Annotated in this window: 19 protein-coding genes and 1 pseudogene; 5 read left to right on the top strand and 15 right to left on the bottom strand. The window is 69.8% G+C overall.

All coding sequences use genetic code 11. The annotated features are described in order from the left end of the window. The first annotated feature begins 191 nt into the window (after positions 1 to 191). The 4 genes and pseudogenes from ACFVM3_RS17835 to ACFVM3_RS17820 all read left to right on the top strand — a co-directional run bounded on the left by ACFVM3_RS17835 (position 192) and on the right by ACFVM3_RS17820 (position 4,321). Positions 192 to 1,043, top strand: a complete 852-nt coding sequence (locus ACFVM3_RS17835) for a CorA family divalent cation transporter (protein WP_158303258.1) — start codon at positions 192 to 194, stop codon at positions 1,041 to 1,043. A 31-nt stretch (positions 1,044 to 1,074) separates the two neighbouring features. Then, on the top strand, positions 1,075 to 3,729 hold the full coding sequence (mgtA, locus tag ACFVM3_RS17830) for a magnesium-translocating P-type ATPase (RefSeq protein WP_245788968.1): 2,655 nt from the start codon (positions 1,075 to 1,077) through the stop codon (positions 3,727 to 3,729). Positions 3,730 to 3,780: 51 nt separating this feature from the next. Next, positions 3,781 to 4,032, top strand: a pseudogene (locus tag ACFVM3_RS17825) (MgtC/SapB family protein); the annotation flags it as partial. A gap of 49 nt (positions 4,033 to 4,081) precedes the next feature. Then, on the top strand, positions 4,082 to 4,321 hold the full coding sequence (locus tag ACFVM3_RS17820) for a hypothetical protein (protein WP_091679421.1): 240 nt from the start codon (positions 4,082 to 4,084) through the stop codon (positions 4,319 to 4,321). 206 nt (positions 4,322 to 4,527) lie between these two features. Here the strand turns inward: ACFVM3_RS17820 and ACFVM3_RS17815 are convergent, their stop codons facing one another. The 3 genes from ACFVM3_RS17815 to ACFVM3_RS17805 form a co-directional block, all read right to left on the bottom strand. Continuing rightward, positions 4,528 to 5,373, bottom strand: coding sequence for a hypothetical protein (locus ACFVM3_RS17815; protein ID WP_091679423.1), 846 nt, complete (start codon positions 5,371 to 5,373; stop codon positions 4,528 to 4,530). 480 nt (positions 5,374 to 5,853) lie between these two features. Next, positions 5,854 to 6,726, bottom strand: coding sequence for a recombinase family protein (locus tag ACFVM3_RS17810; RefSeq protein ID WP_091679426.1), 873 nt, complete (start codon positions 6,724 to 6,726; stop codon positions 5,854 to 5,856). A gap of 54 nt (positions 6,727 to 6,780) precedes the next feature. Continuing rightward, a complete protein-coding gene (locus tag ACFVM3_RS17805; RefSeq protein ID WP_091679428.1) occupies positions 6,781 to 7,986 on the bottom strand; it encodes an IS110 family transposase in 1,206 nt (401 codons plus the stop codon). Positions 7,987 to 8,511: 525 nt separating this feature from the next. Here ACFVM3_RS17805 and ACFVM3_RS17800 point away from each other — a divergent pair. Beyond that, entirely contained in the window at positions 8,512 to 9,384 is an 873-nt protein-coding gene (locus ACFVM3_RS17800) for a DUF4241 domain-containing protein (protein ID WP_091679431.1), read from the top strand. A gap of 201 nt (positions 9,385 to 9,585) precedes the next feature. On the opposite strand, the gene ACFVM3_RS17795 is transcribed toward ACFVM3_RS17800, so the two are convergent. From ACFVM3_RS17795 to ACFVM3_RS17740, 12 genes are all read right to left on the bottom strand, one after another. Next, positions 9,586 to 12,684: a Tn3 family transposase gene (locus ACFVM3_RS17795; protein ID WP_091679433.1), complete on the bottom strand. Its 3,099-nt coding sequence runs from the start codon at positions 12,682 to 12,684 to the stop codon at positions 9,586 to 9,588. A 155-nt stretch (positions 12,685 to 12,839) separates the two neighbouring features. Next, positions 12,840 to 13,772, bottom strand: a complete 933-nt coding sequence (locus ACFVM3_RS17790; RefSeq protein ID WP_143101978.1) for a hypothetical protein — start codon at positions 13,770 to 13,772, stop codon at positions 12,840 to 12,842. Between the two features lie 338 nt (positions 13,773 to 14,110). Then, positions 14,111 to 14,494 (bottom strand): helix-turn-helix transcriptional regulator, encoded by a 384-nt coding sequence (locus tag ACFVM3_RS17785; protein WP_005456801.1) that lies wholly within the window; start codon positions 14,492 to 14,494, stop codon positions 14,111 to 14,113. A gap of 362 nt (positions 14,495 to 14,856) precedes the next feature. After that, entirely contained in the window at positions 14,857 to 15,708 is an 852-nt protein-coding gene (locus ACFVM3_RS17780; protein ID WP_083844754.1) for a phosphoadenosine phosphosulfate reductase family protein, read from the bottom strand. A gap of 96 nt (positions 15,709 to 15,804) precedes the next feature. Beyond that, a complete protein-coding gene (gene bioD, locus ACFVM3_RS17775; RefSeq protein ID WP_005456800.1) occupies positions 15,805 to 16,485 on the bottom strand; it encodes an ATP-dependent dethiobiotin synthetase BioD in 681 nt (226 codons plus the stop codon). Between the two features lie 97 nt (positions 16,486 to 16,582). Further along, positions 16,583 to 17,368 (bottom strand): enoyl-ACP reductase FabI, encoded by a 786-nt coding sequence (gene fabI, locus ACFVM3_RS17770; protein ID WP_005456799.1) that lies wholly within the window; start codon positions 17,366 to 17,368, stop codon positions 16,583 to 16,585. A gap of 239 nt (positions 17,369 to 17,607) precedes the next feature. Then, positions 17,608 to 19,290 carry a dihydroxy-acid dehydratase gene (gene ilvD, locus ACFVM3_RS17765; protein ID WP_005456798.1) on the bottom strand — a complete coding sequence of 561 codons (1,683 nt, stop codon included), beginning with the start codon at positions 19,288 to 19,290 and terminating at the stop codon, positions 17,608 to 17,610. 35 nt (positions 19,291 to 19,325) lie between these two features. After that, positions 19,326 to 20,771 (bottom strand): NADP-dependent isocitrate dehydrogenase, encoded by a 1,446-nt coding sequence (locus ACFVM3_RS17760; RefSeq protein ID WP_005456797.1) that lies wholly within the window; start codon positions 20,769 to 20,771, stop codon positions 19,326 to 19,328. Between the two features lie 46 nt (positions 20,772 to 20,817). Beyond that, positions 20,818 to 21,417 carry a hypothetical protein gene (locus tag ACFVM3_RS17755; RefSeq protein ID WP_005456790.1) on the bottom strand — a complete coding sequence of 200 codons (600 nt, stop codon included), beginning with the start codon at positions 21,415 to 21,417 and terminating at the stop codon, positions 20,818 to 20,820. A 91-nt stretch (positions 21,418 to 21,508) separates the two neighbouring features. Beyond that, positions 21,509 to 24,139 carry a DUF2309 domain-containing protein gene (locus ACFVM3_RS17750; protein WP_005456785.1) on the bottom strand — a complete coding sequence of 877 codons (2,631 nt, stop codon included), beginning with the start codon at positions 24,137 to 24,139 and terminating at the stop codon, positions 21,509 to 21,511. 154 nt (positions 24,140 to 24,293) lie between these two features. Next, complete coding sequence (locus ACFVM3_RS17745) at positions 24,294 to 25,877, bottom strand: proton-conducting transporter membrane subunit (protein ID WP_091679436.1); 1,584 nt, start codon at positions 25,875 to 25,877, stop codon at positions 24,294 to 24,296. Beyond that, the gene (locus tag ACFVM3_RS17740) at positions 25,874 to 26,332 is read right to left on the bottom strand and encodes a hypothetical protein (RefSeq protein ID WP_005456782.1); all 459 of its coding nucleotides are present in this window, start codon (positions 26,330 to 26,332) and stop codon (positions 25,874 to 25,876) included. Before ACFVM3_RS17740 ends, ACFVM3_RS17745 begins: the two co-directional genes overlap by 4 nt. Between the last annotated feature and the right edge of the window lie 99 nt (positions 26,333 to 26,431).

Raw genomic sequence — 26,431 nt, 5'->3', positions numbered from 1 at the left:
CGCGATCCGATCATGAACCCGATCCAGCTGCCCCATCACCACATCGACCACCACAACGATGATCTACCACACGACGACCAACTGCCGTTGCAGTATTAGGAGACGTCATGGAAACTCGGACTGAACGGACTCGGTTCGACCCGGTCGATCTGCGTCGTCGTTGGGTCCAGGTTCCGGCCGGTGATCCGCAGGTGGCTGCCGAGCGGATCGAGGGACTGGGGGTGGATTTCGCGGCGGCCAACGGTCGGGTGTGGGAGACCGACGACTTCGTTTATCTGCCCGTGGTCGTCAACCTGCGCACCGGGGACACGATCAGCCGCGAGGCGGTCGTGTTCGCGCTCGGCCACGACGTGCTCGTCACCTTGCAACCAGAAGTCAGGTTCGCGCCGTTCGACAAGGCCGTTGCGCGGATGCGGCGCACGCCGCACCTGGCCGGGTCGCCGCACGGGGTGATGTATGCGCTGCTGTACGCGCTGAACGAGGCCGCCGAGCGGGTGATCGACTACGCCAGCGACGCCCTGGAGGCGATGACCGACGAGATCGACATGGCCACGAAGGGGGTGGACGAGAACGGGCGGGACATCGGGGTGATGGACATGCAGGACACCATCGCTCGAATGAACGAGGCCGAGGAGATCGTGTCCCGCTCCCAGGAGTCGCAATTGCTGCTGGCCCGTGCCGCCCGGTACCTGCGTGCCGAGACCGCGGCGAGCGAGGTGGAGCTGGGCAAGCTGATCGACATCCTGATCGCCGACATCGACGGGGTGAAGGAACACGCGAGTTTCGAGCACGACAAGGTGCGTTATCTGCAGCAGTCCATTATGACGTCGCTGGATGTGAAGCAGAACCAGATCGTCAAGGTGTTCACCATCATCACCGCGGTGTTCCTGCCTCCGACGCTGATCGCGACGTTCTACGGCATGAACTTCACCTGGATGCCGGAACTGGAATGGGAGCACGGCTTCCTGGTGACCACGCTGTTAACCCTCGTGGCGGCGTTGATTCCGCTGGCCTACATCAAGCGGAAGGGCTGGCTCCGGTGATCACGACGCCTCAGTCGCCTGGAGATGGGTTGTGAACCGGGTGGCGAACGGCGTGGTGTCCTGGGTTGACCCGGAGCTGCGGGAGCTGGCGACAGCGGCCCCGATCACGCTGTTTCAGCGGTTGTCCAGCTCCCCGAAAGGGCTGACCGAGCAGGAGGCAACCCACCGGTCGGCCGTGTGCGCCGACAATCGGCTGCAGCGGCACGAAGGGTCGGTGTGGGTGGGGCGGGCGCGGTCCGCGGTGGCTAGCCCGTTCGTGGCCTTGCTGACCGGGCTGGGCGTGGTGTTCACCGTTCTCGGGGATCTGCGTGGTGCGGTCACCGTGAGCGTGATGGTGCTGCTCAGTGTGGTGCTGCGGTGGTGGCAGCAGGTTCGGTCCGATCAGGCGTTACGCGGCCTGCGGGCGCTGGTGACCACGACGACTACGGTGCGCAGGCGGCCCGGTGACGGGCTCGCCCCGACCGAGCGGGAGGTGCCGCCAGAGGACCTGGTACCGGGTGACGTGATCGTGTTGGCGACGGGGGATCTGGTGCCGGCCGATGCGCGGGTGGTGGCGGCCAACGCGCTGCTGGTCGACCAGTCCGCGCTGTCCGGGGAGACCCTGCCGGTGCGCAAGGGGCCACCATCGCCTGTGCCCGATCGGCAACCCCGCGGCCGGACCGGTGGCGAGATCGCGGACCTGTCGTCGGTGTGCTTCGCCGGCACGTCGATCCTGAGCGGCACCGCGACCGCGGTGGTGATCACCACGGGGCCGCGCACCTACTTGGGGACGATGGCCGAGCAGGCCCGGCACGCCCGCCCTGAGAGCAGCTTCGACCGCGGCGTGCGCGCCGTGGGCTGGACGCTGGTGCGGTTCATGCTGGTGATGGCGCCGATCGTGCTGGCGGTCAACGGCACCGTCACCGGCGACTGGGCGCAGGCCGCGCTGTTCGCGGTCGCGGTCGCGGTCGGCTTGACCCCGGAAATGCTGCCCGTGATCGTCGCCGCCAACCTGGCCCGCGGCGCGGTGCACCTTTCCCGCCAGCAGGTGGTCATCACCCGGCTCAACGCCATCCAAGACCTGGCGGGCATGGACGTGCTGTGCGTGGACAAGACCGGCACACTCACCCAGGACCGGGTGGCCTACGCGCACAGTATCGACCCGGCCGGACGGCCGGACGGCGAGGCCGCCGAGTACGCCTACCTGGCCGTGCATTTCCAGACCTGCCCGCACAACCGGCTCGACGAAGCCATCATCGACCAGCTCGCCACCGACGACGCGCCGCTGGTCACCGACGCGGCGTTCACCAAGATCGACGAGATCCCCTTCGACCACACCCGGCGGCGCGCCACGGTGGTGGTGCGACAGCAGCCCGGCGAGCACATCCTGATCACCAAGGGCGACCCCGACCAGATCCTGCCCCGCTGCACCCACGCACGGCGGGCCGGCGAGGTAGTCGAGCTCAGCGAAGCAGATCGCCGCGAGGCTGGCGAGGTCGTGCGCGCTTACGCTGATCACGGCATGCGGATCTTGGCCGTCGCCGCCTGCGAGTATCCCGCCCGGCTGAGCGGCTACGACGAGGGTGACGAGCACGACCTTGTCCTTGTCGGGTTTGTCGGGTTCGTCGACCCGGTGCGCGACAGCGCGGCCGACGCGGCGCGGACCCTGGCCGACCACGGAGTCACGGTCAAGATCCTCACCGGTGACAACCGGCACGTCGCAGCGCAGGTGGCAGCCCAGGTCGGCATCCCCGTGGGCGAGATCGTGCTGGGGACGCAGGTTGAGGATGCCGACGACGCGCAGCTGCGTCGGCTCGTGGCGCGCACGACGGTCTTCGCCCAGGTCAATCCGGTACACAAGGCGCGGATCGTGACCGCGCTGCGGGACGCCGGGCACGCGGTTGGGTTCGTCGGGGACGGGGTCAACGACACAGTGGCGTTGCGGACGGCGGATGTGGGGATCGCTGCGGACACCGCCACCGATGTCGCCAAGGACGCCGCCGATCTGATCCTGCTGGACAAGGACCTCACGGTGCTGGCCCGCGCGATGGTGGAGGGTCGCCGCACGCTGGGCAACACCATGAAGTACGTCAAGATCACCGCGAGTTCGAACCTGGGCAACGTGCTCAGTGTCCTGGTGGCCAGCGCGACGCTACCGTTCCTGCCGATGCTGCCCATCCAGCTCATGGTGCAGAACCTGCTCTACGACGCGGCGCAACTGGCGCTGCCCTGGGACCGCGTCGACCAGGACTATCTGCGCCGGCCACGGCGGTGGGACACCGGCGGCCTGACCCGATTCATGCTCACCTTCGGCCCGCTGAGTTCGCTGTTCGACCTGGCCACGTTCGCCGTGCTGTGGTGGCTGCTGGACATCGACAGCCCCGCCGAGCAGGCGATGTTCCAGGCAGGTTGGTTCATCGAGGGACTGCTCTCGCAGGTCCTGATCGTGCTCGTGCTGCGCACCCGCCAGACCGGGATGCAGGTCTGGACGCCGTGCGGCGCACCGTCTCGGCCGGTGCTGGCCGCCGCAGTAGCGGTGGTACTCGTTGGCCTGCTGCTGCCGTGGTCGCAGCTTGCGGGCGCGCTGCGGATGGCGGCGCTGCCGCTGGGCTACTTCCCCTGGCTGCTGGCGATCTTGTTCAGCTATGTCGTGGCGGCCCAGGTCGTCAAGGCGAGGTACCTGCGTGGCGGGCGAGCGTGGTTGTGAGCCGCATCGGCTGCGGTGGCGGCGTTCGGGCGGGGCGGCCAGGGGCTGATCATGACGACGCGAGCGGAAGATGACTCGGGCACCGTCGAGATGGCGCTGCGTGTCGGCGCTGGCGTCGGGTTGGGCGCGCTGATCGGTTTCGAGCGGCAGTATCGGGCCCGGATGGTGGGGCTGCGGACCAATGCCCTGGTTGCTGTGGGGTGCCACGCTGTTCGTGCTGCTGTCCGCCTACGGCTTCGGGGATGTCAGCGGCGCCAGCTCTGCCGATCCCACGCGGGGTGCCGCCCAGATCGTCTCCGGCATCGGGGGTTCCTGGGTGCTGGGGTGATCCTGCGGGACGGGCTGAGCGTGCGTGGGCTTGGACACCGCCGCCACGCTGTGGTGCTCAGCCTCGGCGGGGGCGCTGAACTGGGGCGGCATCCTGCTCATGTCGCTGGGCGCCCAGTGGTACATCCTGTTCAACGTCATCGCCGAGGCCAGCGCGATCCCCAGCGACCTACGCGAAGCCGCCGCTGTGGTGGCGGAAACTCATCCTGCGGGGAATCTTCCCCGGCTATTCACCGGCGGTATCCCGCCGCCCCTTCTCCGCTGAAAACGCCCAGCAGCAACTCGACACCCCGCCATCGCCTGGGGCCGCTACGCCGAACTGTTCGACTACGACACCGACACCGACCAGATCACCGCCGATCCCGCCGCTGGCCTCCACCCATCGATCTCCTCATGAGCAAGGACACGAAGCTCAGCGACTTCACCCGGTGACGCGACGTGGACACATAGTGGACACACATGGCGCCACGGTTACTCGGGTGCGACGCTTCGTTGTCCCTGGCGAAGGCGGCTGGCGACGTAGCTGGCGCGGTCGCCGCCGTTCTCCCGGTGCCAGGCGCTGGCGGTGGTGTCGGCCACACCGAGCAGGTCGGCGAGCATCTTCCAGTGGACGGAACCAACCAGTGACATCCAGGCGCCGTTGCGGGCGGTGCGGGCGCTGGGGACGCCCAGCTTGCGCAGCCGGGCCTGGAGGGTGGCCGACGTCATCGGCCGGTCGGGGCGCAGCCCTGGGAACAGGTAGGGAGTCGGGCGGTGCCGCAGCGCGCCCGCGAGCGGGCGGCGGTTGTTGACGAGCTGCTGCAGGAGTACGGACAGCCGGGGGCGTAGCCACAAGGGGTCGCGGCCGAGTTGCAGGCCGAGGACGCCGGGCTCGTCCGGGTGGGCGAGGACGTCGTCGGTGGTGAGGTTGACCAGTCGCCAGCAGCTTTGCCCGTATTGCAGGACCAGGCAGCCGGCGGCACGATCGGTCAGCGCCTGGGTGTCGTCGGTCTCCAGCTTGACGGCGAGCAGGACTCGGTCGGTGTCGCTCATGATCTCCCGGTTGCCGGTGTGGGCCGAGGTGCCGATCGCGACGTGGGCGGGGGCGAGGCCGTTGGTTGCGGCCCACAGCAGGAACGGGCGCGCGTAACGCTGGCGGGGCCGGTTGCGGATCAGCCAGCGGTCCATCACGGGTTGGGTGAGGGCGGCCAGGCTGATGCCGCGGGCGCGGAGGTAGCTCAGCAACAGGCGGGCGGCGTCGAGCTTCCGCCGGAGGTGTTCGCGCTGGTAGCGCGTGAAGCCGGAATCCCGCTCGGCGCGCTGGTGGGCCAGGGGCATCAGGTGCCACCGGACGTAGCGAGCCAGGATGGTCTTGTCCTGCTGGACGGTTACTCGGGCCAGCAGGGTCTGGACGTCGCGGGTGAGCTGGGCGAGTTCTTCCTCGCGGGGTTCGAGGATCTCGGCGAGTACCGCGCAGGTGCTGGACCGCGGTGGTCTGCCGGAGCTCGTCGAGTGCCTCGTGCGAGCAAGCCAGTTCGCCGGTGACCATGCGGCGGATGAGTTGTCCGCCGGGCCGGCGCAGATACAGGCACAGCGAGTACGGGTTGTCGTAGCTCTCCAGCAGCTCGGCCAGCGGCGCCAACCAGGCGGCCGGTTGCCCGTCGGGCTGGGTGAACAGCTCGACCAAGTCCCGACGCGCGATGCAGGATACGCAGTGCCCGCGCAGCAGACGGCCCATGGCCCCACAGGTCGGGCAGCGGTAGGAGGGGGACCGCCGGGATACGGGAGAAACCTGCCAAGTAGTCGGGTAGTGCCTGGTCAGGCGTCGTTGTCGGCGAGGGCGCGGTAGAGCGAGGCAACTGAGGGGTGCCGGCCGGCGTTCTTGCCGGTCTTGATGGTCAGCTTCTTGACGATGTCGGGCATCGGGGTGCCCTTGTCGCGCAGGGCGCGGGCGAAGAGCACGTCGTCTTCGTCGATCACCTTGGGTCGGCCGCCGTGGTTGCCGCGTGCGGCGGCGGCCTGCTGGCCTTCGAGGGTCTTTTCGCGGATGTAGTCGCGGTCGAGCTGGGCGGCGACGGCGAGCACGGCGAAGAGCATCGATCCCATACCGTGTGGGTCGTAGATGCCGGTCAGCGGCCCACTCAGCAGCTCCAGCTGCACCCCGCCACCTTGCAGCTGGGCGGACAGCGTCATCAGCTCGGCGGCGTTGCGGGCAAGGCGTTTCATCTCGTGCACGGTCAGGATCACCGGCTGGTCCGGTGCCGCGATCTTGATCTCGTGGGCGAGGGTGAGTGCCTTCTCCAGCTCGGGGCGGATCTTGATGCGGGTGCTGATCTTCTCGGAGAACACCCGCGTGCAGTGCGCGGCCGCGAGCGCGTCGAGCTGGCTTTGCAACTCCTGGGTGGCCGTCGAGCAGCGAGCGTAGCCGATCCGGATCGGCGCCCCGTTCGTCTCAGGCGCCGGCGCGGCGACCTCGGGGCACTGCGTCCACTTCTTGCCGGGCCCGCGATCGGCCGGGACGGGTACGGTGAGTTCGTCGCGTAGCGCGGGCACGAGGATGAAGCGCGCGGTGTGGTACTTCGCGGCGGTCTTCCCGGCGCGGGTGCGGCAGGCGCTGCCGGCGGGGACGTCGCATTGCGGGCAGGGGTGGCGTTCGACCGCGGCCGCTGCGTCGTCGGGTCCGAGTTGCATACCTCCAGTCTCTCAGAACTCTGTCAAAACCGGGGGGGTGTCCCTATGTGGTTGTCAAGCCGCAGCCGGGGCAGGAGTGGTCTCGGGGTGCCGGTAGTAGGTCTTGTTGCGGAGCATGGCGAACAGGACGTCGCAGCGGCGCCGCGCCAGGCAGATCAGCGCGGCGTTGTGCTTCTTCCCTTCATCGCGTTTTCGCTGGTAATAGGCCCTGCTGGTGGGGTCGGACAAGGCTGCGAACGCGGCGAGGAAGAACGCCCGCTTGAGTTTGCGGTTGCCGGTGCGGGCCGGGTGCTCGCCCTTGATGGAGGAGCCCGAGCTGCGGGTGACCGGGGCGATGCCGGCGTAGGCGGCCAGGTGGCCGGAGGACTTGAACGCCGTGGCGTCGCCGATCTCCAGCAGGATGCGGGCTGCGGTCCTGACCCCGACGCCGGGCATGGAGGTCAGGACCCCGGCAAGAGGGTGCGCATCGAGTATCCCTTCGACCTCGGTGGCGACCTGTTTGCGTTGCTGGAGAACGGTTTTCAGGCTGTCGGCCAGACGGGGCAGGACGGTGTCGGCCGCCGTTGTGCCCGGGACGACGACGGTCTGCTCGTCCAGCGCGGCCAGGATCGCGGTGACGAGTTTGTCGCCCATGCGGGGCGCGTGCGCGGTGGCGATCGCGGTGAGCTTGCGGCGGCCGGCGGCGCGGATGCCGGTCGGGCCGCCGCAGCGGGACAGGATCTCCAGCACCGCCGGGTGACTGATCCTCGGGCCGATCGCGCGTTCCAGGGCGGGGTGGACGCCGGTGAGCAGGCCGCGGATGCGGTTGCCGATCCGGGTGGCCTCACCGGCCAGGTCGTCGTCGAACCCGACCAGCACGTCCAGCTCGGCCAGGGCGTCGTCGCCGACGTCGACCGGGCGCAGCGTGTGCGGCAGCGAGCGGGCGGCGTCGGCGATGACGAACGCGTCCCGGGCGTCGGTTTTCGCGCGGCCGGGGTAGAGGTCGGCGATGCGTCGCATGGCCAGGCCGGGCAGGTAGGCCACCCGGTGGCCGGCCGCGCGGGCCACCGCGACCGGCAGCGCGCCGATCGTCGCCGGTTGATCGACCACCACCAGCAACGGCCCGTGCGCGGCGAGCTTGTCGAACAGCGCCCGCAGCTTCGGTTCGCTGTTGGGCAGCGGCGCGTCGTGAAGCCGCTTGCCCGCCGGGTCCAGGCCGACGGCGTGGTGTTCGCCCTTGCCGACGTCCAGGCCGAGGAACACCTGGTAACCGCTGGTCATCCGTCCTGCCGTTCGTTCGTCGCGGGTGGTCGCCGGTCGGGCATCGACGGCCGGCACCCACGTTACGACGAGACCTGCCCGGCGGGCGGCCGTGTCCCTATCAGCGGTCCCTCGATGCCACCAGGTCCGGTGACACCACCCCCCGGATCATGCGCTCGACTGGGGGCGTCAGTCATGCCGGACCTGGCGACCACGACTCCTTGATCAGGAGCTACGAAAAAGGTAACGGGGGGGGGTTCTGAGAGGTTTTGTGCGAATCGCGACCTGCGGATCTTCGGGGCGGATCGGGCTGTTCGCAGAACTGTCACAACTGTTCATTTATGAGAGAAACTACAGGTCCCTTGCCGCGCGAAGCCTGACACCGGTGCCCTTCCAGGTATCCGATCGGATCCGTTAGGACATTTGCCGGTGGACATGGCTAGGCCGGGGAGAAGAGGTGGCTACGATCGCTTCATCAGGTGTCGCCAAGGTGTCATCCGTCTTCGGCGCCGGTGGACAGTGAAGAAACTCGTCGAAGGAGCAGTTATGCCGGTGTCCGCACCCGATTTCGAATGGCTGTTCGCCCCAGGAACGCATCACACACTGTCCCGCGGCGATGTCGCCACCGTCCGGCTGCGGCAGGACGCCTCGCTGTGGCTGCCGTCCGGGCGGGTCGTCGCCGGCGAGCCGGCCATGTTCTTGTCGATGTCCGGCTCCGAGGACAGGTTTGTCCAACAGGTGCCACCGGGCCGGTATCCGGTGGTGCTGGTGCTCGCCGTGTTCGGCGAACCGGACGAGCAGGATGCGCAGGAGTGGGTCGCGGCGGCCCGGCTGATGATCCGGGACGAGCCAGCCGCCTCCTGGGAGATGGCGACGTGCGCGGGCCAGGATGCCGCCGAACTGGGCGACGACGAGTACTTCGGCTATCCGGTCGTCGGCGGCGCCGGCGGCTTCGTGGACGCGGCGAACATCGCGGCGCTGCGCGAGAACGACGACTACAGCAACCAGCTGCTATCTAACCTGGACATCCACATCCTCGGCGAGACCGACCGCACCGCGCCCGCCACACTGGCCGACGACGGGGACCGGCCCCTTGCGGTGGCGTTTCCCTCTGGTAGCGGAGACGGGCACTATCCAACCTGGGTTGGGCGCACCGCCGACGGCGAGGTCGCTTGCTTCCTCACCGACTTTTGCATCCTGACCGGGGATGGCGATAGCGAGAATGACGAGCCACCCTCAGGCAACGGTCCGATAAGCGTCCCGGAGGACTCGACCACGCCACCACGCCCGCCATATGCGGCCAGGCCACAGCCACTGTCTCCAGTGCAACGGTCTCCAGTGCGGCCCCCCACCGGGATCGCCAGTCCGGCGACTCCGAACATCCGGGCACGCCGCTCCCCGAGCAGCGATGAAACGTGAAACCTCGTCGTGCGGGGTTGGGGCGTCGGATCGCGCCCTAAGTGGCGAGACGCATGCGCGTCGCGCGCGAGGCAGTTTCCCCCAGGGGGCGCTTCCCGGCGATTGGGGTTGCGCGCAGCCCGCGATGGAGTCGTTGTCGCAGTCGATCTCGACCATGACCGGAACGACGTAGCGGACCCAACGGGTGGTCATCAGGATCCCTTACTTCGCGGTGACGCGCGCCCTTGTCCGGCGCGGCGCGGTGGCGTCGCCGGGGAACAGCGCCCCCGGCACCAGGTCCAGCGTAGTGACCGGCACCGCGTCAGGCGGCGACAGATCGAGCACCCAGTCCCCGAAGCGGCGGATGGTGTGGGTGATGTACGGGGAGATCGTGGCCAGATCGTCGGTGTCGATCGGGTGCCCGTCGGAGGCCAGCGCGTTCGCCGCGGCGGTGATGTCGCAGGCGTTGGAGTAGATCACGCAGTTCGCGAGCAGCTCGTTGAACTTGATGATCTTTTCCTGGTAGTCCGGGTCGTTACGCCCGACCGCCTCCCCGCCGAAACGCAGCCACGCGGAGAACCCGTGGAACGCCTCGGCCTTGTTGGTGATCGCGGTGATCTGCTCCCGCAACTGCGCGTCCGCGAGGAACCGCAGCAGCGTGATCGTGCGGATGACCCGGCCCAGCTCCCGGAACGCCCGGTACAGGCGGTTCTTCCGCGAGTTGTTGCCCAGCCGGCGCAGCAGCGTCATCGACGACAACCGGCCCTCGCTGATCGAGATCGCGGTGCGCAGCAGGTCCGTCCAATGCGTCTCGATCAGGCCCCAGTCGATCACGTTGTCGCCGAACAGCGAGTCGATGTGCGCGAACCCGGTGTCCGCGCTGGGCCGGTAGAAGTTCAGATCCGCCCAGTTGCGGATGCGCGGGAGCAGGTCGAAGCCGAGCAGCGCGGCGAGCCCGAAAACAGGCAGGGACTGGCCTTGGGTGTCGGCGTGGATCGTGTCGGGCTGGATCTCCGAGTCGTTGCGCAGCAACCCTTCGATGATATAGACGGCCGCCCACACCCCGCACGGGATGAAGTGGGAGAACAGGGCGATGTAGGTGTCGGAGATGTGCCGGTAGGCGATCCCGCCGTAGCCGCCGTAGCGGATGTGGGACTCGGCGAGGATGTTGTTCTCCCACGTGTCCACCTGCGTGCCGTCCACCGCGACCACCCGGCCGTCGCCCCACATCCCGGCGACGTCGAGCTTCGCGAACTCGTTGATCACGTCGGTGGACGCGGCGTCGATCTTGGCGCAAGTGGTGTGCTTGTTCGCCGCGATCGACAGCTCGTGCGCGCTGACCTGGTCACGCATGTGCCGCGCGACCTGCGCGGGGCCGAGAAGCGTGCCGTTGGCGAACACGGTCAGGACGTAGCGGGCCATCGCGTCGCGGATCTTCGGGTCCGATCCCGACGCCGGCCCGAAGTGCCGCGGCCAGCCGACCAGGTGCGCGGTGCGGGCCAGGATGTCCAGCAGCCCGCGTTCGGGCAGCCGCTGGTGAATCGACTCCTCCAGCGCCAGCGCGGACGGGCGCCGGTCGGCACCCTTGCGGCGCCGCAGGACCGGGCGGCCGTCCTCGAAGGACAGGTCGGTGTTGTGCGGGAACCCGGCGTCCACCACCGCGGCGATATCGGTCAGCGCCGCCCGGTAGTGCGCCGTGAGCTCCTTCGGGTCCGAGGGAATCCCGGCCTGGCCGCAGAACTGCTCGGCCAGCGGGACGCACTCATCCCAGGACATCAGCTGCGCGTGCAGGTTGGCGTAGGAGTCGGCGCCGACCACCGCGATGTCCCCGGAGCGCAGCTCGGAGGCGAGGTAGGAGAACACGCACACCTCCAGGTGACGGCGCACCAGCTTGCCCGGCCGGTCCTTCACCACCAGGATCTTGCGCCACGCCTCAGTGACGAAGTCGATGTCGATCGCCACCGTCACCGCGTCCGCCCCACGCCCGACGGTCACCTTCTCCGGGACGTACTCGCCGGTGCGGCCCCGGATCGCGCGCAGGAACTCCACCGCGTCGGCCACGCTGTGATCCGCGCTGGTCGGCTCCAGGTCGAGGGTGTCGAGCAGGGTGAACAGCGCCGAGCGGTGGCTCTTGTAGAACTTCTCCAGCAACGGCAGGTAGTTGTTGCCGTGGTGCGCCGACACCACCTCATGCGCTGCCGAGAGCTGCTCCACCCCGCCCGCGTCGGCCAGCGTCTTGAGCAGCAGCCGCCCGGCCCGCTCGGCCACCGCGGCCGCGGGTTCCGGCGCGGTCGCGCCGTCGTTGTCTGGTGCGGTGGCCTCCCGGGCGCCGGCCAGGACATCACCGAACACGTCCAGCAGCCGCTCGGACTCGGCGCGGTGCTGCTCATGCAGCTCGACCAGCCGCTCCTTGCCCTTCTTGTGGATCACCGCCATCCGCTTGCAGAACATCGTCGCGACCTCGTCCCGGGCCGTGGTCCGGCACTCGTGGATCAGGCTCGCCAGCAACGTCCACCGCTTCGCCTCGCCGATATCCCGCATGTCGCCGACGTCGGTCACCCGCGCCTCCCCGGCGAAATGCGCGATCTTCGTCGCCGGGATGCCGTCGAGCCACTGCTCGGTCGCGCCGAGCTCGTCCAGCGCTTGCAGGTGGGCCAGGCGAAGCTTGAACTTTCCCACCGACGCCGCCTTCGCCGGCGTCTTCAGCCGGTCAAACTCGCTGCGCCGCGATGTCGGGTCCAGCCACAGCAGCCGCGCGAGCCGCCGCCGGTCCGCCGCGTCCAGCCGGGTCGCGACCAGCCCGAACAACGCGGTGTTCGTCTCGGTGCGGCTCGCGGAGACCATCTTGTCCAGCGTGGTGAACCCCGGCAGCTCGCGCCGTGCCCGGACCAGCTCCTCCAGCGCGACGTTGATCAGGTCGGCCGGGTTGTCCTTCGTGGTGACCGCCTTGCGGATCGCTTTCTCGGCGATCGCGCGTGCCTCGGCGGGCTTGTAGACCACATTCAGTCGGTCACGGACGTAGTCACGGTGGCGACACAACGTCCGATCCGACTCGTGCACCGCCAGGACGTCCTCGGCCAGGCCCAGCGCGGCCCGGACATGGTTGATCACCACCACCGGCACGTCAGCCAGCTTCGGGAAATGCCCCAGCCGCTGGTAGCACTTCAGCAGCACCACCAACGCCAGGAAGTTCGGCTCGCCCTGACTCCGCCCCCGAGCCCACTCAATCTCGCCGGCGACCGGCGTGAACGCCTCCGCCAGCTCACGGACCGACACCACCCGCTTGAACCGAGGATAGGCGGTCCGATCGATCGAAGCCACCCAGCACCCCAGGCCCAGCCAGCGGACGTAACCCAGCGCACCCTAACCAACACCCGCCGCACCCACGTCACACGGGCTCTCTAACGATCTCTAGCGCCCTCTACCAGGCACTACCCGACCACTTGGCAGGTTTCTCCCGTATCCCGGCGGTCCCCCTAGGAGAAGGTGACGCCCGCGCAGTCCGGGCACAACGGCCCGGCGGGCTCGCGGCGGAACACCGCGGCTAGTTGGCCGCAGCAGTGGCAGTGCTCGTGTGTGAGCCGTACCGCGTCCACACAGGACAGGCAGACCGGGCCCTCCGGCCAATGTCGTTCGGCGCGGGCGGTGGTTCCGCATCGGGTGCAGGGGACCTGGGCGGCCAGGTAGCACGGCACGCACCTGGCCACACCGTCCGTAGCTGGCACGGACATCGACGGTCGTTGCCCGCAGTCGGTACACGGCGGACCGGGCCGCACCACTTCCCAGCACGCTTTGCACCACGGTCCATTATGGTCACGCGCGCACACCACCTTGTGGACGCCGCAGCCCGAGCACGGTTCGGCCAGCGTCTGGCGGCGGCAGCCGTCGCACCACGGTTCGCCGTCGGCGTCGCGGTAGGCCACCAACCTGGTCCGGCCGCAGTTGTGGCACGGCTGGCGTGGCCCAGCTTGCTGGGCGCAGGCCCGGCAAACCCCCGTGCTCAGAATCCCGACCTTGCGGGTCTTCCCGCAGCGCGGGCACAGCACCTCCGGCGCACGCCGGTTGTCGCACTTCTCGCACAGTGGCCCGTCCTCGATGAGCCGAGCCGCAGGCTTGTCCTCGCCGCAGTCGATGCACCGGCGCAGCGGCCGTTGATGCCCGCGCTGCCAACACCGCCGGCACACCGGCCGTTTCTCGTCGTCGCGGACGGTGACCGGCGCCGTCTGGCCGCATCGTGAGCAGGGCTCGGCCAGATGCGTCCGGCGGCATCGTTCGCACCACGCTCCTTCCTCGGTGTGGGCGGCGGCCAGCACGACCTTGCCGCACATCCAGCAGGGCTCGCGGGGAACGGTCTTGCGGTGGCAGGTGTAGCAGACCCGGCCCTGCGGGCTGTTCTTCGTGGCCTTCATCGTCCGCCCGCATACCGAGCAGGGCAGCGGGACGCGCCGCTCGCGCTGCCAACACCGCGAACACACCGGCTGCCCGTAGCGCCGCGCGGCCACCCGCCCCGACCGACCGCACAGCGAGCACGGTTCGGCCCGGCGCTTTCCGTTGCAGTTCTGGCACCACGCCCCCTCCGCCGTACGTCCAATCGGAACGGTCAGACGGCCACACCCGACACAGCTCTCCTTGTCCCGGCGGGCGTGGTAGCAGGTATGGCACAGCCCGCTAGCGACCAGAGATCGGTCGCATCCACAGCTGGCGCAGACACCTCGCCCTTTCCCCACGTGCGTGACCCGGTGTCCGGTCAGCTCTCGGCGTCGAAGAAGTCCGCGGACAACAACGGCATGTCCGGCACGGCCGGCCGCGGACCCCGGCGAGCCGGCTCCTCGGTGGCTGATTGCGGCTCGACCTCCACCGCCAGGTCCTCGAAGCGGCAGTCGAGGATCTTGCACAAGGCCAGGATCAACTCGATCGGCATCTTCGGCGGACGTTCGGTGCTGACGAGCCGGTAGATCGAGCTGCGGTCGAACTCGAAGCCGTACTTGCGCAACTCCGGGATCAGCTTCGTGGTGGTGTACCAGTTCTTGCGGACCGCCATCAGCTCACGCAGCCGCCACTCGTAGCGCGGCTGCCGGACCTGCACGTCGTCGTTCTGCTCGTCCGGTCCTTGCCGGGACACCGCGTTCATCGCACCCTCCTCCGGCGGCCAGCAGGCTCACCTGACGTGTGATCGCTGAAGTCGTCGTCCATCTCCGCCTCCGTCTCGGCCATCGCGAAGGCGCGTTGCAGCACGGCTTCCTCGGCACCGCGTCCAGGTGCTCGCGGACCTTTAGGTTCTTGAAGTCGCTGCTGACCGCCGTGTAGATCGCCGTGGTCGCCGCGTGGGAATGACCGACCTGGTCAGTGACGAACTGCCCGTCATAGCCGGACTCGATCAGCCTGGTCACGTACGTTCTCCTTCTTCCCGCACTCGGCGTGTGCGGTGGGGTTCGTGTGGCGATTGAGCAGGGACGGCCTTTGTGACTTTGTTCGCCGCGCCAGCGACGGCTCTCAGGCTGCGCGTGGCCTGGTGTCGTGTGCGCGCTTGTTGGTGTGGCTGCTGATGCGGAGTTCGAGCCGCACGGTTTGGTTGTGGCAGCGGTACAAGGCGCGTGGGTCGAGCCAGTCGGCGTCCCGGTTGTCGTCCGGCGCGAGGCCGACGGCGGTGGGTATGCCGAGATCGGCATCGGTGTCGGTGAACAACGTGCCGGCGCCGAGCGTGATCTCCTCGCCGACCGTCGGCGTGACGGGTGCCAGGGACCGCGCTATGTCGCCACAGTGCTCGGAGCGACGTGTCTCGACCACGATGGCGACGAGTCGTCCCGGTTGGCCGACGGGTGCGTTCTCGAACGAGACGTAGTCCTCGGCATCCGGACCGGTGAGCAGGAACACGGTGCCGTAGCGGTCGGACTGGCGTTCGAACCTCGGCCACCACAGTTGGCCCTGGCCGAGCTCGATCGTGGCTGTCTCCTCGGTGTGTCCCGCGGTTGCGGCTTGCTCGGCGGCGGTGATGATCTCGGCCATGGACAGGTCGTTGCGGAACCGGTGCCCGATCTCGGCTTCCAGCTCCGCGTACTCGGCGGCCAGTTCCGGGCGTAGTTGTGCGGCGCGAACCAGATCCGCGCGGCTGGCGAGCACACAGAGGGAGCACGACAGGCGGGTCATGCCCTGGTCGTAGGCCGGGTGGTACGGCACACCTGACGCATGGATGCGTTGCCATACCTGGGTTTCGGTCCAGTCGTGGATCGGAAGCCAGGTGTCGACAGTGCGCCGGCCGCTGCTGGCAGCCTCGCCACGACTCAGGCGAGCCTGCTGGCGCAGAGCAATACCGTTCCGCGTCGAGTTCTCACCTCTCGCGATCACTCATGGTGACTGTCGCTGCCGGGTGAAACTGACCCGGTCTGACCAACCGCTCGGGTCCAGGACGTGGGTAAGCGGGTCAGTGACCGAGGGGCGTGGTCAGGGATTGCGTGCCGAGGGGGGCTCGCCGCTGATGGCGCGCCAGGCCGCGTCGGAATCAACGGTGTCGGCGAGGTCGTGGTTGGTGAGTACGGCGAGCGCGTCGATGGCTGTCAGCCAGTCGCGGCTACGCCGGTGCACCTCGTCGCTGGGGTCGTATCGGTTCAGGACGACTAGCACCTCGTGTCCGGTGAGGGCTCGCGCGGCGAGGCGCACCTGGGACACAACTCCTAGGACAGGCTCGGTGACCAGTAGCACGAGGTCCGGTCTCACCCGCTGCGCCAGTGAGAGGGTGTCGCCGTCATGGGCGATTGGTGAGCACAGCCCGCCTGCGCCCTCGACGAAGCCGATGGCGACGTCTGAGGGCCAGTCGAGTTCGGCGACGAGGTCGTCGAGCAGGATCGGAGCCAGTTGTAGGGTGTCGGCGGCCATCGGTGGCGCGAGGGGTACCGGGTACCACCGGTGTGGCGGGCACACCGTGTCGGCGGGCGTGTCAGTTGCCTCGCCGAGCACGGCGGCGTCGGTCGCGGTATCACCGGGTGTGAACGACTGCGCCGGTTTGCGGGCCGCGACCTCGATGCCAAATGCTCGCAATCGTCGCGACAAGGCGGCGGTCACCCAGGTCTTGCCGACCTCGGTGCCGGTGCCGGTGACCAGGATGAGTCGGCTAGGTCGGGTCATGGAGCGCCCACCGGGTCAACCAGCCGAGATCTTGCCCAGTCTGCGCCAGGGCACCTGCCCTGATCAGTGTGGAGGTGTTGGATGTCCTCGTGGCCCATCATGATCCCTGTTGGCGCAGGGGCGCGGCCATGGCGTGGTAGCCGCCGTCGACGTGGAGGATCTCGCCGGTGATAGCGCGGGCGAGGTCGGAGAACAGGAAGCAGACGGCGTCGGCCACCGGGGTCGAGTCGGCTGGGTCCCACCGCAAGGGCGAACGGGTTGCCCAGGCGTCGAGCAGGGCTTCGAAGCCGGGGATGCCGGTGGCCGCCCGGGTATGGATCGGCCCGGCCGCGACGAGGTTGACCCGGATTCCGGCAGGCCCGAGGTCGCGTGCGAGGTACCGGTTGAGCGACTCCAGTCCGGCTTTGCAGACGCCCATCCAGTTGTAGACCGGCCACGCGGCGCTGGCGTCGAAGTCGAGCCCGACCAGGCTGGCGCCGGAGGGTGGGGCGAGCCGGTTCACCGCCGCGGCGAGCGCGGCGAGGGATACGGTGCTGGTCTGGAACGCCAGTCCGATCCCTTCGGGGCGGGCGTTGAGTAGGGGGCCTTCCAGGGCGTCGGCGGGTGCGAAGGCGATGGCGTGCAGGGCGCCGTCGAGTCTCTCCCACCGCTCAGCGATCGTTGCGGTGAGCCGGGCGGTGTCGTGGGAGGCAGTGGCGTCGAAGGGGATGACGTCGATGTCGCCGGTGAGCTGCGCTGCCGCCGCACGGGCCCGATCGAGATCGCGGGGGAGCCCGGTGAGCAGCACCTCGGCGCCGAGTTGTTGGGCGCGGCGGGCGACGGCGAAGGCGATGCTGTCGGTGGTGACGACCCCGGTCACCAGGATGTGCTTGCCGTCCAACACAGTGCGGCTCCTTCGCGGGGGTTGGTGTGTGCGGCCCGGCAGGCGTGGGTCGTGACCGCTTGGTGGACGTCGATGGCCCGGCGGATGCAGGGTCCGGTCGTGGCGGTGATTCCTTCGACAGGGCGGTCGGCGCTGGCGGCACCGCCGATGCGCCCCGCAGGCCGTGCCGCCGGCACGGCGATGGGAGAAAAGCCGGATCGCTCGCGTGACATGATGGTGTTTGCGTCGGGTGGGGCTGCTCATCGTGGGGTGGCGCCGACGAGCGCCCCCTGCGAGGCGCAGCCGACGAGGCGGCTGTACTTGGCTAGGAAGCCGTTGCCGGTCGGGGCAGGGGGTGGGTGCCAGCGGTGACGGCGTCGTTCGAGTTCGGCAGGGTTGACGTCGAGATCGATGGTGCGTGCCGGGATGTCGATCATGATCGGGTCGCCGTCGGCGACCAGCGCCAGCGGCCCGCCGGCAGCGGCCTCGGGGGCGACGTGGCCGACGCAGAGGCCGGTGGTGGCGCCGGAGAAGCGGCCGTCAGTGACCAGCGCCACCTGGTCACCCAGGCCGGTGCCGCGGACAGCGGCGGTGACGGCGAGCATCTCCGGCATTCCCGGTCCGCCGCGTGGGCCTTCGTACCGGATCACGATCACCTCGCCTGCGGTGAGGCGACCGCCTGAGACGTAGCCCATGGCGGCGTCTTCGTTGTCGAAGACCCGGGCTGTGCCGTGGAAGCGGTCGACGGTCAGGCCGGCCATCTTGACCACCGCGCCGCTGGGGGCGAGTGCCCCGCGGAGGATGGCCAGGCCGCCGTCGGGGCGGAGCGGGTCATCTGGCGTTCGGAGGACCGTACCGTCGGGTTTCGGGGCTGCGAGTTCGGCGAGGTTCTCGGCCAGGGTGGCTCCGGTCACGGTCAGGCAGTCGCCGTGGAGCAGTCCGGCGTCCAGCAGCGCGGCGAGCACTGCGGGCACGCCACCGACCTGGTGCAGGTCGGCCATGACGTGGCGCCCACCGGGACGGAGATCGGCGATGTGGGGGGTGTGTCGGCTGATCCGGTCGAAGTCGTCGAGGGTCAGGCGGACGCCGGCTTCGTGGGCGATGGCGGGTAGGTGCAGCGCGGCGTTGGTCGACCCGCCCAGGGCCATGACCACGGTGATGGCGTTCTCGAAGGCTTCGCGGGTGAGGATGTCGCGTGGGCGGATCCCGGCGCGCAGGGCGGCGACGGCGGCCGCTCCGGTGTCGTGGGCGATGCCGGGGCGTGTGGGGTCGATGGCGGGGGCGGATGCCGAGCCGGGCAGTGCGATACCGAGGGCTTCGGCTTCGGCGGCGATCGTGTTGGCGGTGTACATGCCGGCGCACGATCCGGCTCCTGGGCACGCGGCGCGCTCCAGCTCGTCGAGGTCGTCGGTGCTGAGCAGGCCGCTTGCCTGCGCGCCGACGGCCTCGAACACGTCCTGGATCGTCACCGGCCGACCCTGCCAGCTCCCGGGGAGGGAGGAGCCGCCGTACAAGAACGCCGTGGGTACGTTGAGGCGTGCGGCGGCCATGAGCATCCCGGGAAGGCTCTTGTCGCAGCCGGCGATGGTGACCATCGCGTCGAGTTGTTCGGCCTCCATGACACACTCGACCGAGTCTGCGATGAGGTCCCGGCTGGGAAGGGACGCGCGCATGCCGCGGTGCCCCATGGCGATCCCATCGGACATGGCGATGGTCGAGAACCGCATCGCCACCCCGCCCGCCTTCCTGACCCCGTCGGCCGTCGCGCCTGCCAGGCGGTCCAGGGCGATGTTGCAGGGTGTGAGGTCGTTGGCGGCCGCGGCCACACCGATCTGCGGCCGGGTGAAGTCCTCGTCGGCGAACCCGACTGCCCGCAGCATCGCCCGGGCCGGTGCTCGGGTGACGCCGTCGGTGACGATTCGGCTACGGTGACGCGGGTCCATGTCTTCTCCCGGCTTCGCTTGGTCAGCTCGGCCCTTCATTGGCCCTGGCCTCGGGTGAATGCGGGTTCGCCGTCGAAGGCGTAGAGTCCTTCGGTCTTGATCGGTTCGATGCCGTGCTCGACCATGCGGGCCTGGAGGGCGACGACCTCGGCGGCGGTGGTGGTCCCGCGCGGGTCGAGGAAGCGGCATCGCCAGTGGTCGGTGAGCAGGGTCTCGGGCGCGCCGCCTGGCCAGACCTTCTGTCCCCGGTTGGAGATCATGTCAAGGTGCAGGGGTGCGGCGAACGGACGAAGCTTGGCGGCGAGTTCGTCTGGGGTGGTGTCTGGGCTGTGGACGAACACGTCGACGCCGAGCTGGGTCTTGGCGGCAGCGGATCGGCCCGCGAGCTTGACGGTGATCGGCCTGTGCTGGGCGTAGTGCGTTGCCGGCAGCCGGGTGGGTTCTTGGCCGAGACGGTCGATGACCGATGCCGCGAACGCCGTGGTGCCGACCTTGGAGGTGCTGGTATCGGGCTCGTAGATGTCGTAGGTGTGGATGCCGTCTTCGATGGTCCGCAGCCAGGCGTTGTGGACTCGGCTCGCGACGTCGGCTTGTCCGATGTGGACCAGCATCTGTACCGCGGCCAGCAGCAGCCCTGAAGGATTCGCAACGTCTTGGCCGGCTCGCCGGGGGGCGGATCCGTGGATGGCTTCGAACATGGCGACTCGCTCGCCGATGTTCGCGCTTCCGGCGAGGCCGACAGATCCGGCGATCTGGGCGGCGACGTCGGAGAGGATGTCGCCGTAGAGGTTCGGCAGGACGACGACGTCGAACGCCTCGGGGGTGTCGGCGAGCTTGGCCGCACCGATGTCGACGATCCAATGCTCTGCCTGGATATCGGGGTAGTCGGCGGCGACCTCGTCGAACACCCGGTGGAACAGGCCGTCGGTCATCTTCATGATGTTGTCCTTGGTGAACGCTGTCACCTTGGTTCGCCGATAGGCTGTGGCGTACTCGAAGGCGTAGCGAATTACCCGCTCGCATCCCTGCCGGGAGATGAGCTTGAGGCACTGCACGACCTCGTCGGTCTGGCGGTGCTCGATGCCGGCGTAGAGGTCCTCTTCGTTCTCCCGAACGATGACGACGTCCATGCCAGGGTGCTTGGTGGCGACGAACGGTGCGTAGGCGACGCATGGCCGGACGTTGGCATAGAGACCGAACGTCTTGCGCACGGTGACGTTGAGGCTCTTGAACCCTCCGCCTTGCGGGGTGGTGATGGGCGCCTTGAGGAACACACCCGTGCGGCGGATCGACTCGAGCGCCTCGGGAGTGACGCCGGCGGGGTTGCCAGCCTGATAGACCGACTCTCCGATGGTGATCGTGTCGATGTCAAGGGCCGCGCCTGCGGCGTTGAGCACCGAAAGGGTGGCTTCCATGATTTCCGGACCGATTCCGTCTCCGTGGGCGACGGTGATCGGTGCGGATGTGGAATGCGTGGTCATGCTGCTCCTGAGACCGAGGACGTGACGGGACGGGACGCTGGATGGGCTAGGGGCGAGTCGTGGCGGTGCCGCGTGCGAGCCGGCATCCGGCGCTGGTCGTGCCGCACGGTCCACTGATGCCCTGCTCTGGGTCATCGATGTACCAGTGGGTCGCGACCAGGCGCGGGTAGCGGCTGCCGAGTTCGGTCAGGGTGGCGTGGACGGTGTCGCGGGAGTCGGTGTGCGCGAAGACCGGAAAGAACGCTCCCGGCAGGCTCGCTGCGGGCGCCGCGCCTTGCACCAGGACATCGAGGATCAGGCGCCGTCGCTGGTGGGGGTTGTGTGCCTCGCGCAGGGCGGAACCGTCCAGCCAGCACAGCGACCACAGCCCGGACACCGAGGAGGAGGTCCGGATCCCCACCGGCACTGCTGGCGGGCGCCCTTCCGTGGGGTCCCCGACGGCGCATCCGCAGGTCTGCACATGCTCGCCGCACGGGAACAACGTGGGCAGGTCCGCGTCAAGCTCGCGGCGGATCCAAATCCCGAGCAGGGCGTCCCGCTGAGCTGGATCGCCGCCGTAGCGCCGGTGGTGGACCAGGTAGTCGCTCGCCTGCTCGACGGCGACCTCGGCGTGGTCCACACTTGAGATCAGTAGAAGCGCGCTCATCGGGTACCTCTCTTTCCAAGCGGCTCTGTTACGTGGGGAGTTAGGACAGGTCGTTCCGGGTGGGACGCCGCCATCGGGTGGTGTGGAGCGGTCACGGGAGCGCCTGCCGGGATGTCGGTGCTGGCGTGTCGGTGCTGGGGTGCCAGGGCTGCCACCCGGTGGGGGTGTAGCGGTGCCACGGGTCGTCGGGCTGTTCCCGTGCGGCGAGTCCAATCCAGTCGTGGCTGAACATGTGGTGCAGCATTGTGTGGCGGGCGATGAGGGTGTCCAGCCTGGGCAGGGGTGCCTGCACGATGGCGAGCAGGCGTTGCGGTTCATGTCGGGCGTGGTGGCCGTCGGTGAGGGACTGCCAGGGCAGGCCGGGCTGGAGGTCACTGGTGTGGCCGGTCATGACGCCCAGGCCCCCACCGGTGACGTTGTGCAGGGTTTTGCTGCCGGCGCCGAAGGACTGCGGGTCGACGGTGGCGAAGTAGTACTGGCTGTTGATCCAGTGTGCGACGACGAGCGGCGCGGTGAGGATTGTTTCCAGGACGGTGCCGGTCGGGTCGAGGTCGGGATCGTAGTCGTGGAGGAACACGCGGCTGTGCAGGTCGATGCCGCGGGTGAGGGCGCGGGGCGCGATGAGGAAGGCGGCGTTGTCGGCGAGACCCCATTCCGGGAAGACCTGGGCCCAGTCACGGGCCCGGGCGCGGGTGTGGCGCGCCGCGTGCCGCGGGCGGGGCCGGGTGGGTGCGCCCGGCAGGATGGCGCAGCGTTCGGCGGCCAGCCGGGTGCCGGCCGTGCGGAGGTCGGCGGTGAGCCTGTCAGCGTCGCGGCGGTGGGTGGCGGGCAGGAGGTGGGTGTCCAGCAGGCGTACGGTGTCGGTGGTGGTGTCGTGTTCGGCCGGGACGAACCAGGTGTCGTCGGGAACGGTGATGCCGCGGTCGGCCAGGTGAAGGCGGACCTGCGGATCGTTGAGCAGGGCGGCGGCCGTGCGGGCGTTGGGACCTCCGGGATGTCCCCCGCAGGCGCCGCAGTCCAGCGCGGCCTGGTAGGGGTTGTTGTCGGTGTGGGCGCGGTGCCCGCAGAACACGACCAGCCGCGCGAACCCGCGGGTCAGGCCCATCAACGTCAGGATGGTTTCGGCGGTCGCGGCACGCTCCTCGGGGGTGAGCGCCTCGGCGATGGAGATCTCGGTCTGCGGCTCGGGCGTGATGCGGCGGGCCCACCACGCGCCTGTGGCGCCGGCGGCACGGGGAGTGAAGGTCTTGGCCGCGGCCAGCGGCCCGGCCAGCCAGCCGGCGGCTTCGGCGAGGGCGAACGGCGCCAGCAGGTCGTCCTTGGCGGCGTGCAGGGAGTGCTCGGCGGCGGCGAGCACCCTGCGGCCGGCCAGTGACCGCTCGGCCGCGCGCCGCCGACCAGGGGCGGGGTGCTCGGTGAGGGTGTGGCGAGGCGTGATCGGGCCGGGACACTGGGTGCGAGCGGCACCCCCGGCGAGGTCGCGGTAGCGCATGGCGACGGCGAAGAAACCGGCGAAGCCCAGGGTCTGGTAGCTGCCGAGGACCTCCAGGTGGCGGCGCAGTCCTTCGGAGCGGGGATCGATGCAGCACACCACCTGCGCCCGCGGTGGGGCTTCGGGCAGTTCGGGCTGGGGCCGGCCGAGGATGCGCAGCAGCAGCCGGCTCCGGTAGTGGTCCTCGTAGGCGTCCAGCCAGACCAGCGCCCGCTGCTGGATCGGCAGCTGGTCGAGCAGCTCCACCAGCTCGCTCCGTTGGGCGGCATCGGTGTCGGTGACTTCCAGCGCTCCCAACAGGTGGTAGGCCCGGTCGTGCGGGTCGACGGTGGCCTGCCGGGTGTCGAACCGGCTCGCGGAGGCCCAGGACCACGCTGTGCCGGGAGCGTGGGAGCCGGCGAGCGCGGCGGCTTCGACGGCCAACCGCAACGCGAGGTAGTCGACGAGGTCGATGCCGCTGTCGGGCCGCTCGCCGCGCCACCGGACGTGGGCGGCGAAGCCGGGCAAGCAGGCCAGGTGGGCCTGCAGGTAGCGGGTCCGCTGGTCGTCCGGGACACCGAGCGCGGCCAGCGCGTCCAGGATGGTGTGCTCGGCGCGTTCGGGCAGGTGCCGCAGCCGCGCCCGCACCGGCCGCGGCAAGGTTCCGTCATGGGCGGCCAGCGCCCGCCACGCCGAGTAGAAGCCGCGGTCACGACCCGGCATCCGCCAGGTGGACTGGCCTTCGTCCAGGTAGGCCGCGCACCACTGGATCGTGTGGGTGTTGAGCAGGGCGGCCACCTCCGGGGCCAGTGCTTCGGCCGCGGTGCGTGCCTGACGGCGCGGCGGTGGACACGCGATGCCCTGGTGCAGATCGGCCACCAGCAGGTCGACCGGGTCGTAGGCGCGGTTGCCGAGAGTGAGCGGGCCCCGCTGTAGCGCCGTGGGGTGGCGGCGGGCCAGCGCGGCGCGCAGGTCGTCGTCGGTGATCCGGCCGCGCTGCCAGGCGGCACGTAGCCAGGTCTCGTCTGGGGTGACTCGTGCTCCGAGCAGATCCGCGGCGGTGGTGGCCGCGTCGGCGAACGGGCGGTCCAGCAGGCCGGACAACGGGTTGACCGCGATGAAGTCCGCCAATGGCCAGGTCGGAGCCAGGAATCCGGCCGCGTCGGCGATCTCGGCGCGCACTGCCGCCTGCTGTGTGGCGACGTCAGAGACGGCATCGGGGGCGAGGTTGGTGGCGGGGCCGGTGGTCATGAGTGTGAACCCTCCTGCGCGAGCACGACGCGACAAGTGGCGGAACGTGCGACCGTGGAGAACAGGGGAAGCCACGCGTGCGGGACAGCCGGTGACTCACCTGTCATGGCGGCGACCCGCTTGCGCGGGATGCCGTCGAGCGCGTGGGGGCGAGTCACGCCCGAGCTCCTTCCAGTTGGGGAACCGGCCGCGGACGCGGTGTCGGTACCAGCCATGGCGGGTGACCCCAGGCGGCGGTGTACGTGCGCTGCTGCCCGGCGGACAACGCCGCCACGTACAGCCGGTCGCGCCACCGGCCCAGACCGACCGCGGGTGCCAGGTGGAGCAGCAGCGCACCGGCCGCCAGCACCGCCACCACGGTCGCGAGAACCCAGGCCGAGACAGCGGCGGGCCCGCTTGCGGGCAGGCTCGGGGCCAGGAGCTCGGTGACCGCGCCCACCAGGGCCAGGTACCCGATCGCCACGCCCGGCAGCACGATCACCACCGTGACCAGCGCGCCGCCGGTCGGGTGACGACGCAGCCAGCCCCACGCCAGCCGCGCGGCGGTGGCCACGGCGAAGAGCGACAACGCGACGCCACCGGCATGAAGGGGTAGCAACCAGGCCGCCACCCCGACCGCCGCGACGGCGGCGACCCCGGCGAGGACAGCGACCTGCGCTGCGCGGGCAGGAGCCAACCGAGGCGCGGGAGGAGCCGCAGTGTGGCCAGCGTGCCGCTGCACGGCCGACCCCGAGCCGAGGAACAGGGTGGCTTTGAACAGCCCGTGCGCCACCAGGTGCACCACCGTCGCGGCGTAGAGGCCGAGCCCGCAGGTCATGAGCATGAACCCCATCTGCCCGATCGTGGAGTGCACCAGCGCCCCTTTGATGTCGGGGCGGGTCAGCATGATCGCGGTGGCGGCCACGACGCTGGCGGCTCCGATGGCGAACGCCAGGTGTGTCGCCACCGGCGCGGCACCGACGATCGGCGACAGCTTCACCAGCAGCACCCCGCCGGCGTTGACCACGCCGGCGTGCAGCAGAGCCGAAACCGGGGTCGGTGCCGCCAGGGTCGCCGGCAGCCATCGGTGCCAGGGCAGCTGCGCGCACCGCACGGCCGCGGCGACCACCAGCGAACAGGCCACCACCGTGCCCACCGCACCGCCGAGGGCCGCGTCGCCCTGGTGGCGCAGGTCGAGATCCCCCCAGACCGTGACCGCGAGGACAACCCCAGTCCACAACGCGGCGTCCCCGGCGACGACGGCACGGGTGGTGCGCCGTGCGGCATCGACGGCCGAGGGCGCCGGCCGATACATCCCCACCAGACGGCACAAGATCACCCCGGTCAGCGTCCACGCCACCGCCAGGGTGACGAGAGTCGCCGCGGTCACCATCACCGTGGTCGCGGCGGTCAGCGCCCCCGCCGCGACAGCGAAGCGGGCCGCGGCCGGATCGCCGTGCAGGTAGCGGCGGGCGAACGCCTGGACCACGGCGCTGACCGTGCACACCAGCAGCAGAACGATCGCCCCGACGTGGTCGACCACCAGCCCGGTCCAGGCTCGCCCGTCCGGGTTGGCCAGCACCATCGCCACCGGCCCGCCGACTACCACCGTCACGGCCAGCGTCCCCGCCAGCGCGGTGGCCACCAGCGCCGCACCCGCACCCAACGCGGGCGCCAAGCTTCGTAGCCGCCGGATCGACCCGGCCATGGCCGCAACAGCGGGAAGGGCCACCAAAACGAGCAGCGTCACCCCTGTCACGCCGTCGTACCTTCCTGACCCGCGCGCGCCGCCGCGCCGCGCGTCGCCGGGGCTCCGGCGAGGTCGGTGGCGCGCGGCTCAGCACCGGTGCCCGCAGCGGGCTCGGGCGGCGAACCGAGGTGTTCCAGGCAATGCGGAGGCAACGCACGCCCGTCGAAACCCCCGATCCGCACCCGGACGAACTCGTCGTGGACCACGCAGTACAGCGACCGCCCCCGTTCCAGCTCCCGGGCGATGTAGGCACCCACGCTCTGCGCGGCCCCCCGCCGCACGCCCGGCGGGCTGGTGTCGATCACCACGTCCGGCGGCGGCGAGGCCCACCGGTGCGCCCAGCGCCGCGCCACCTCATCGGCCGCGCGCTCGCCGGTCAGTACGCCCGCCATCTCGGCGTCGACCACCGCGCCCACCTCCCGCAGCAGGTTCTCCCACGGGAGCGCCATCTCCTCGTCGCCCATGACACCCACCTCCCAAGCACGCTACCAATGACCTGTGTTCTAATACGCGATATGAATCATACGACATTGATGACGTGCTTTGGCAAGCGTGACATGCGT

Origin of the sequence: Amycolatopsis sp. NPDC057786 (assembly GCF_042797905.1) — a bacterium.
In the GTDB taxonomy this organism is placed as follows: Bacteria; Actinomycetota; Actinomycetes; order Mycobacteriales; family Pseudonocardiaceae; genus Amycolatopsis.
Note: the sequence above shows the minus strand (reverse complement) of the source record. Positions and strands in the feature narration are given on the sequence as shown.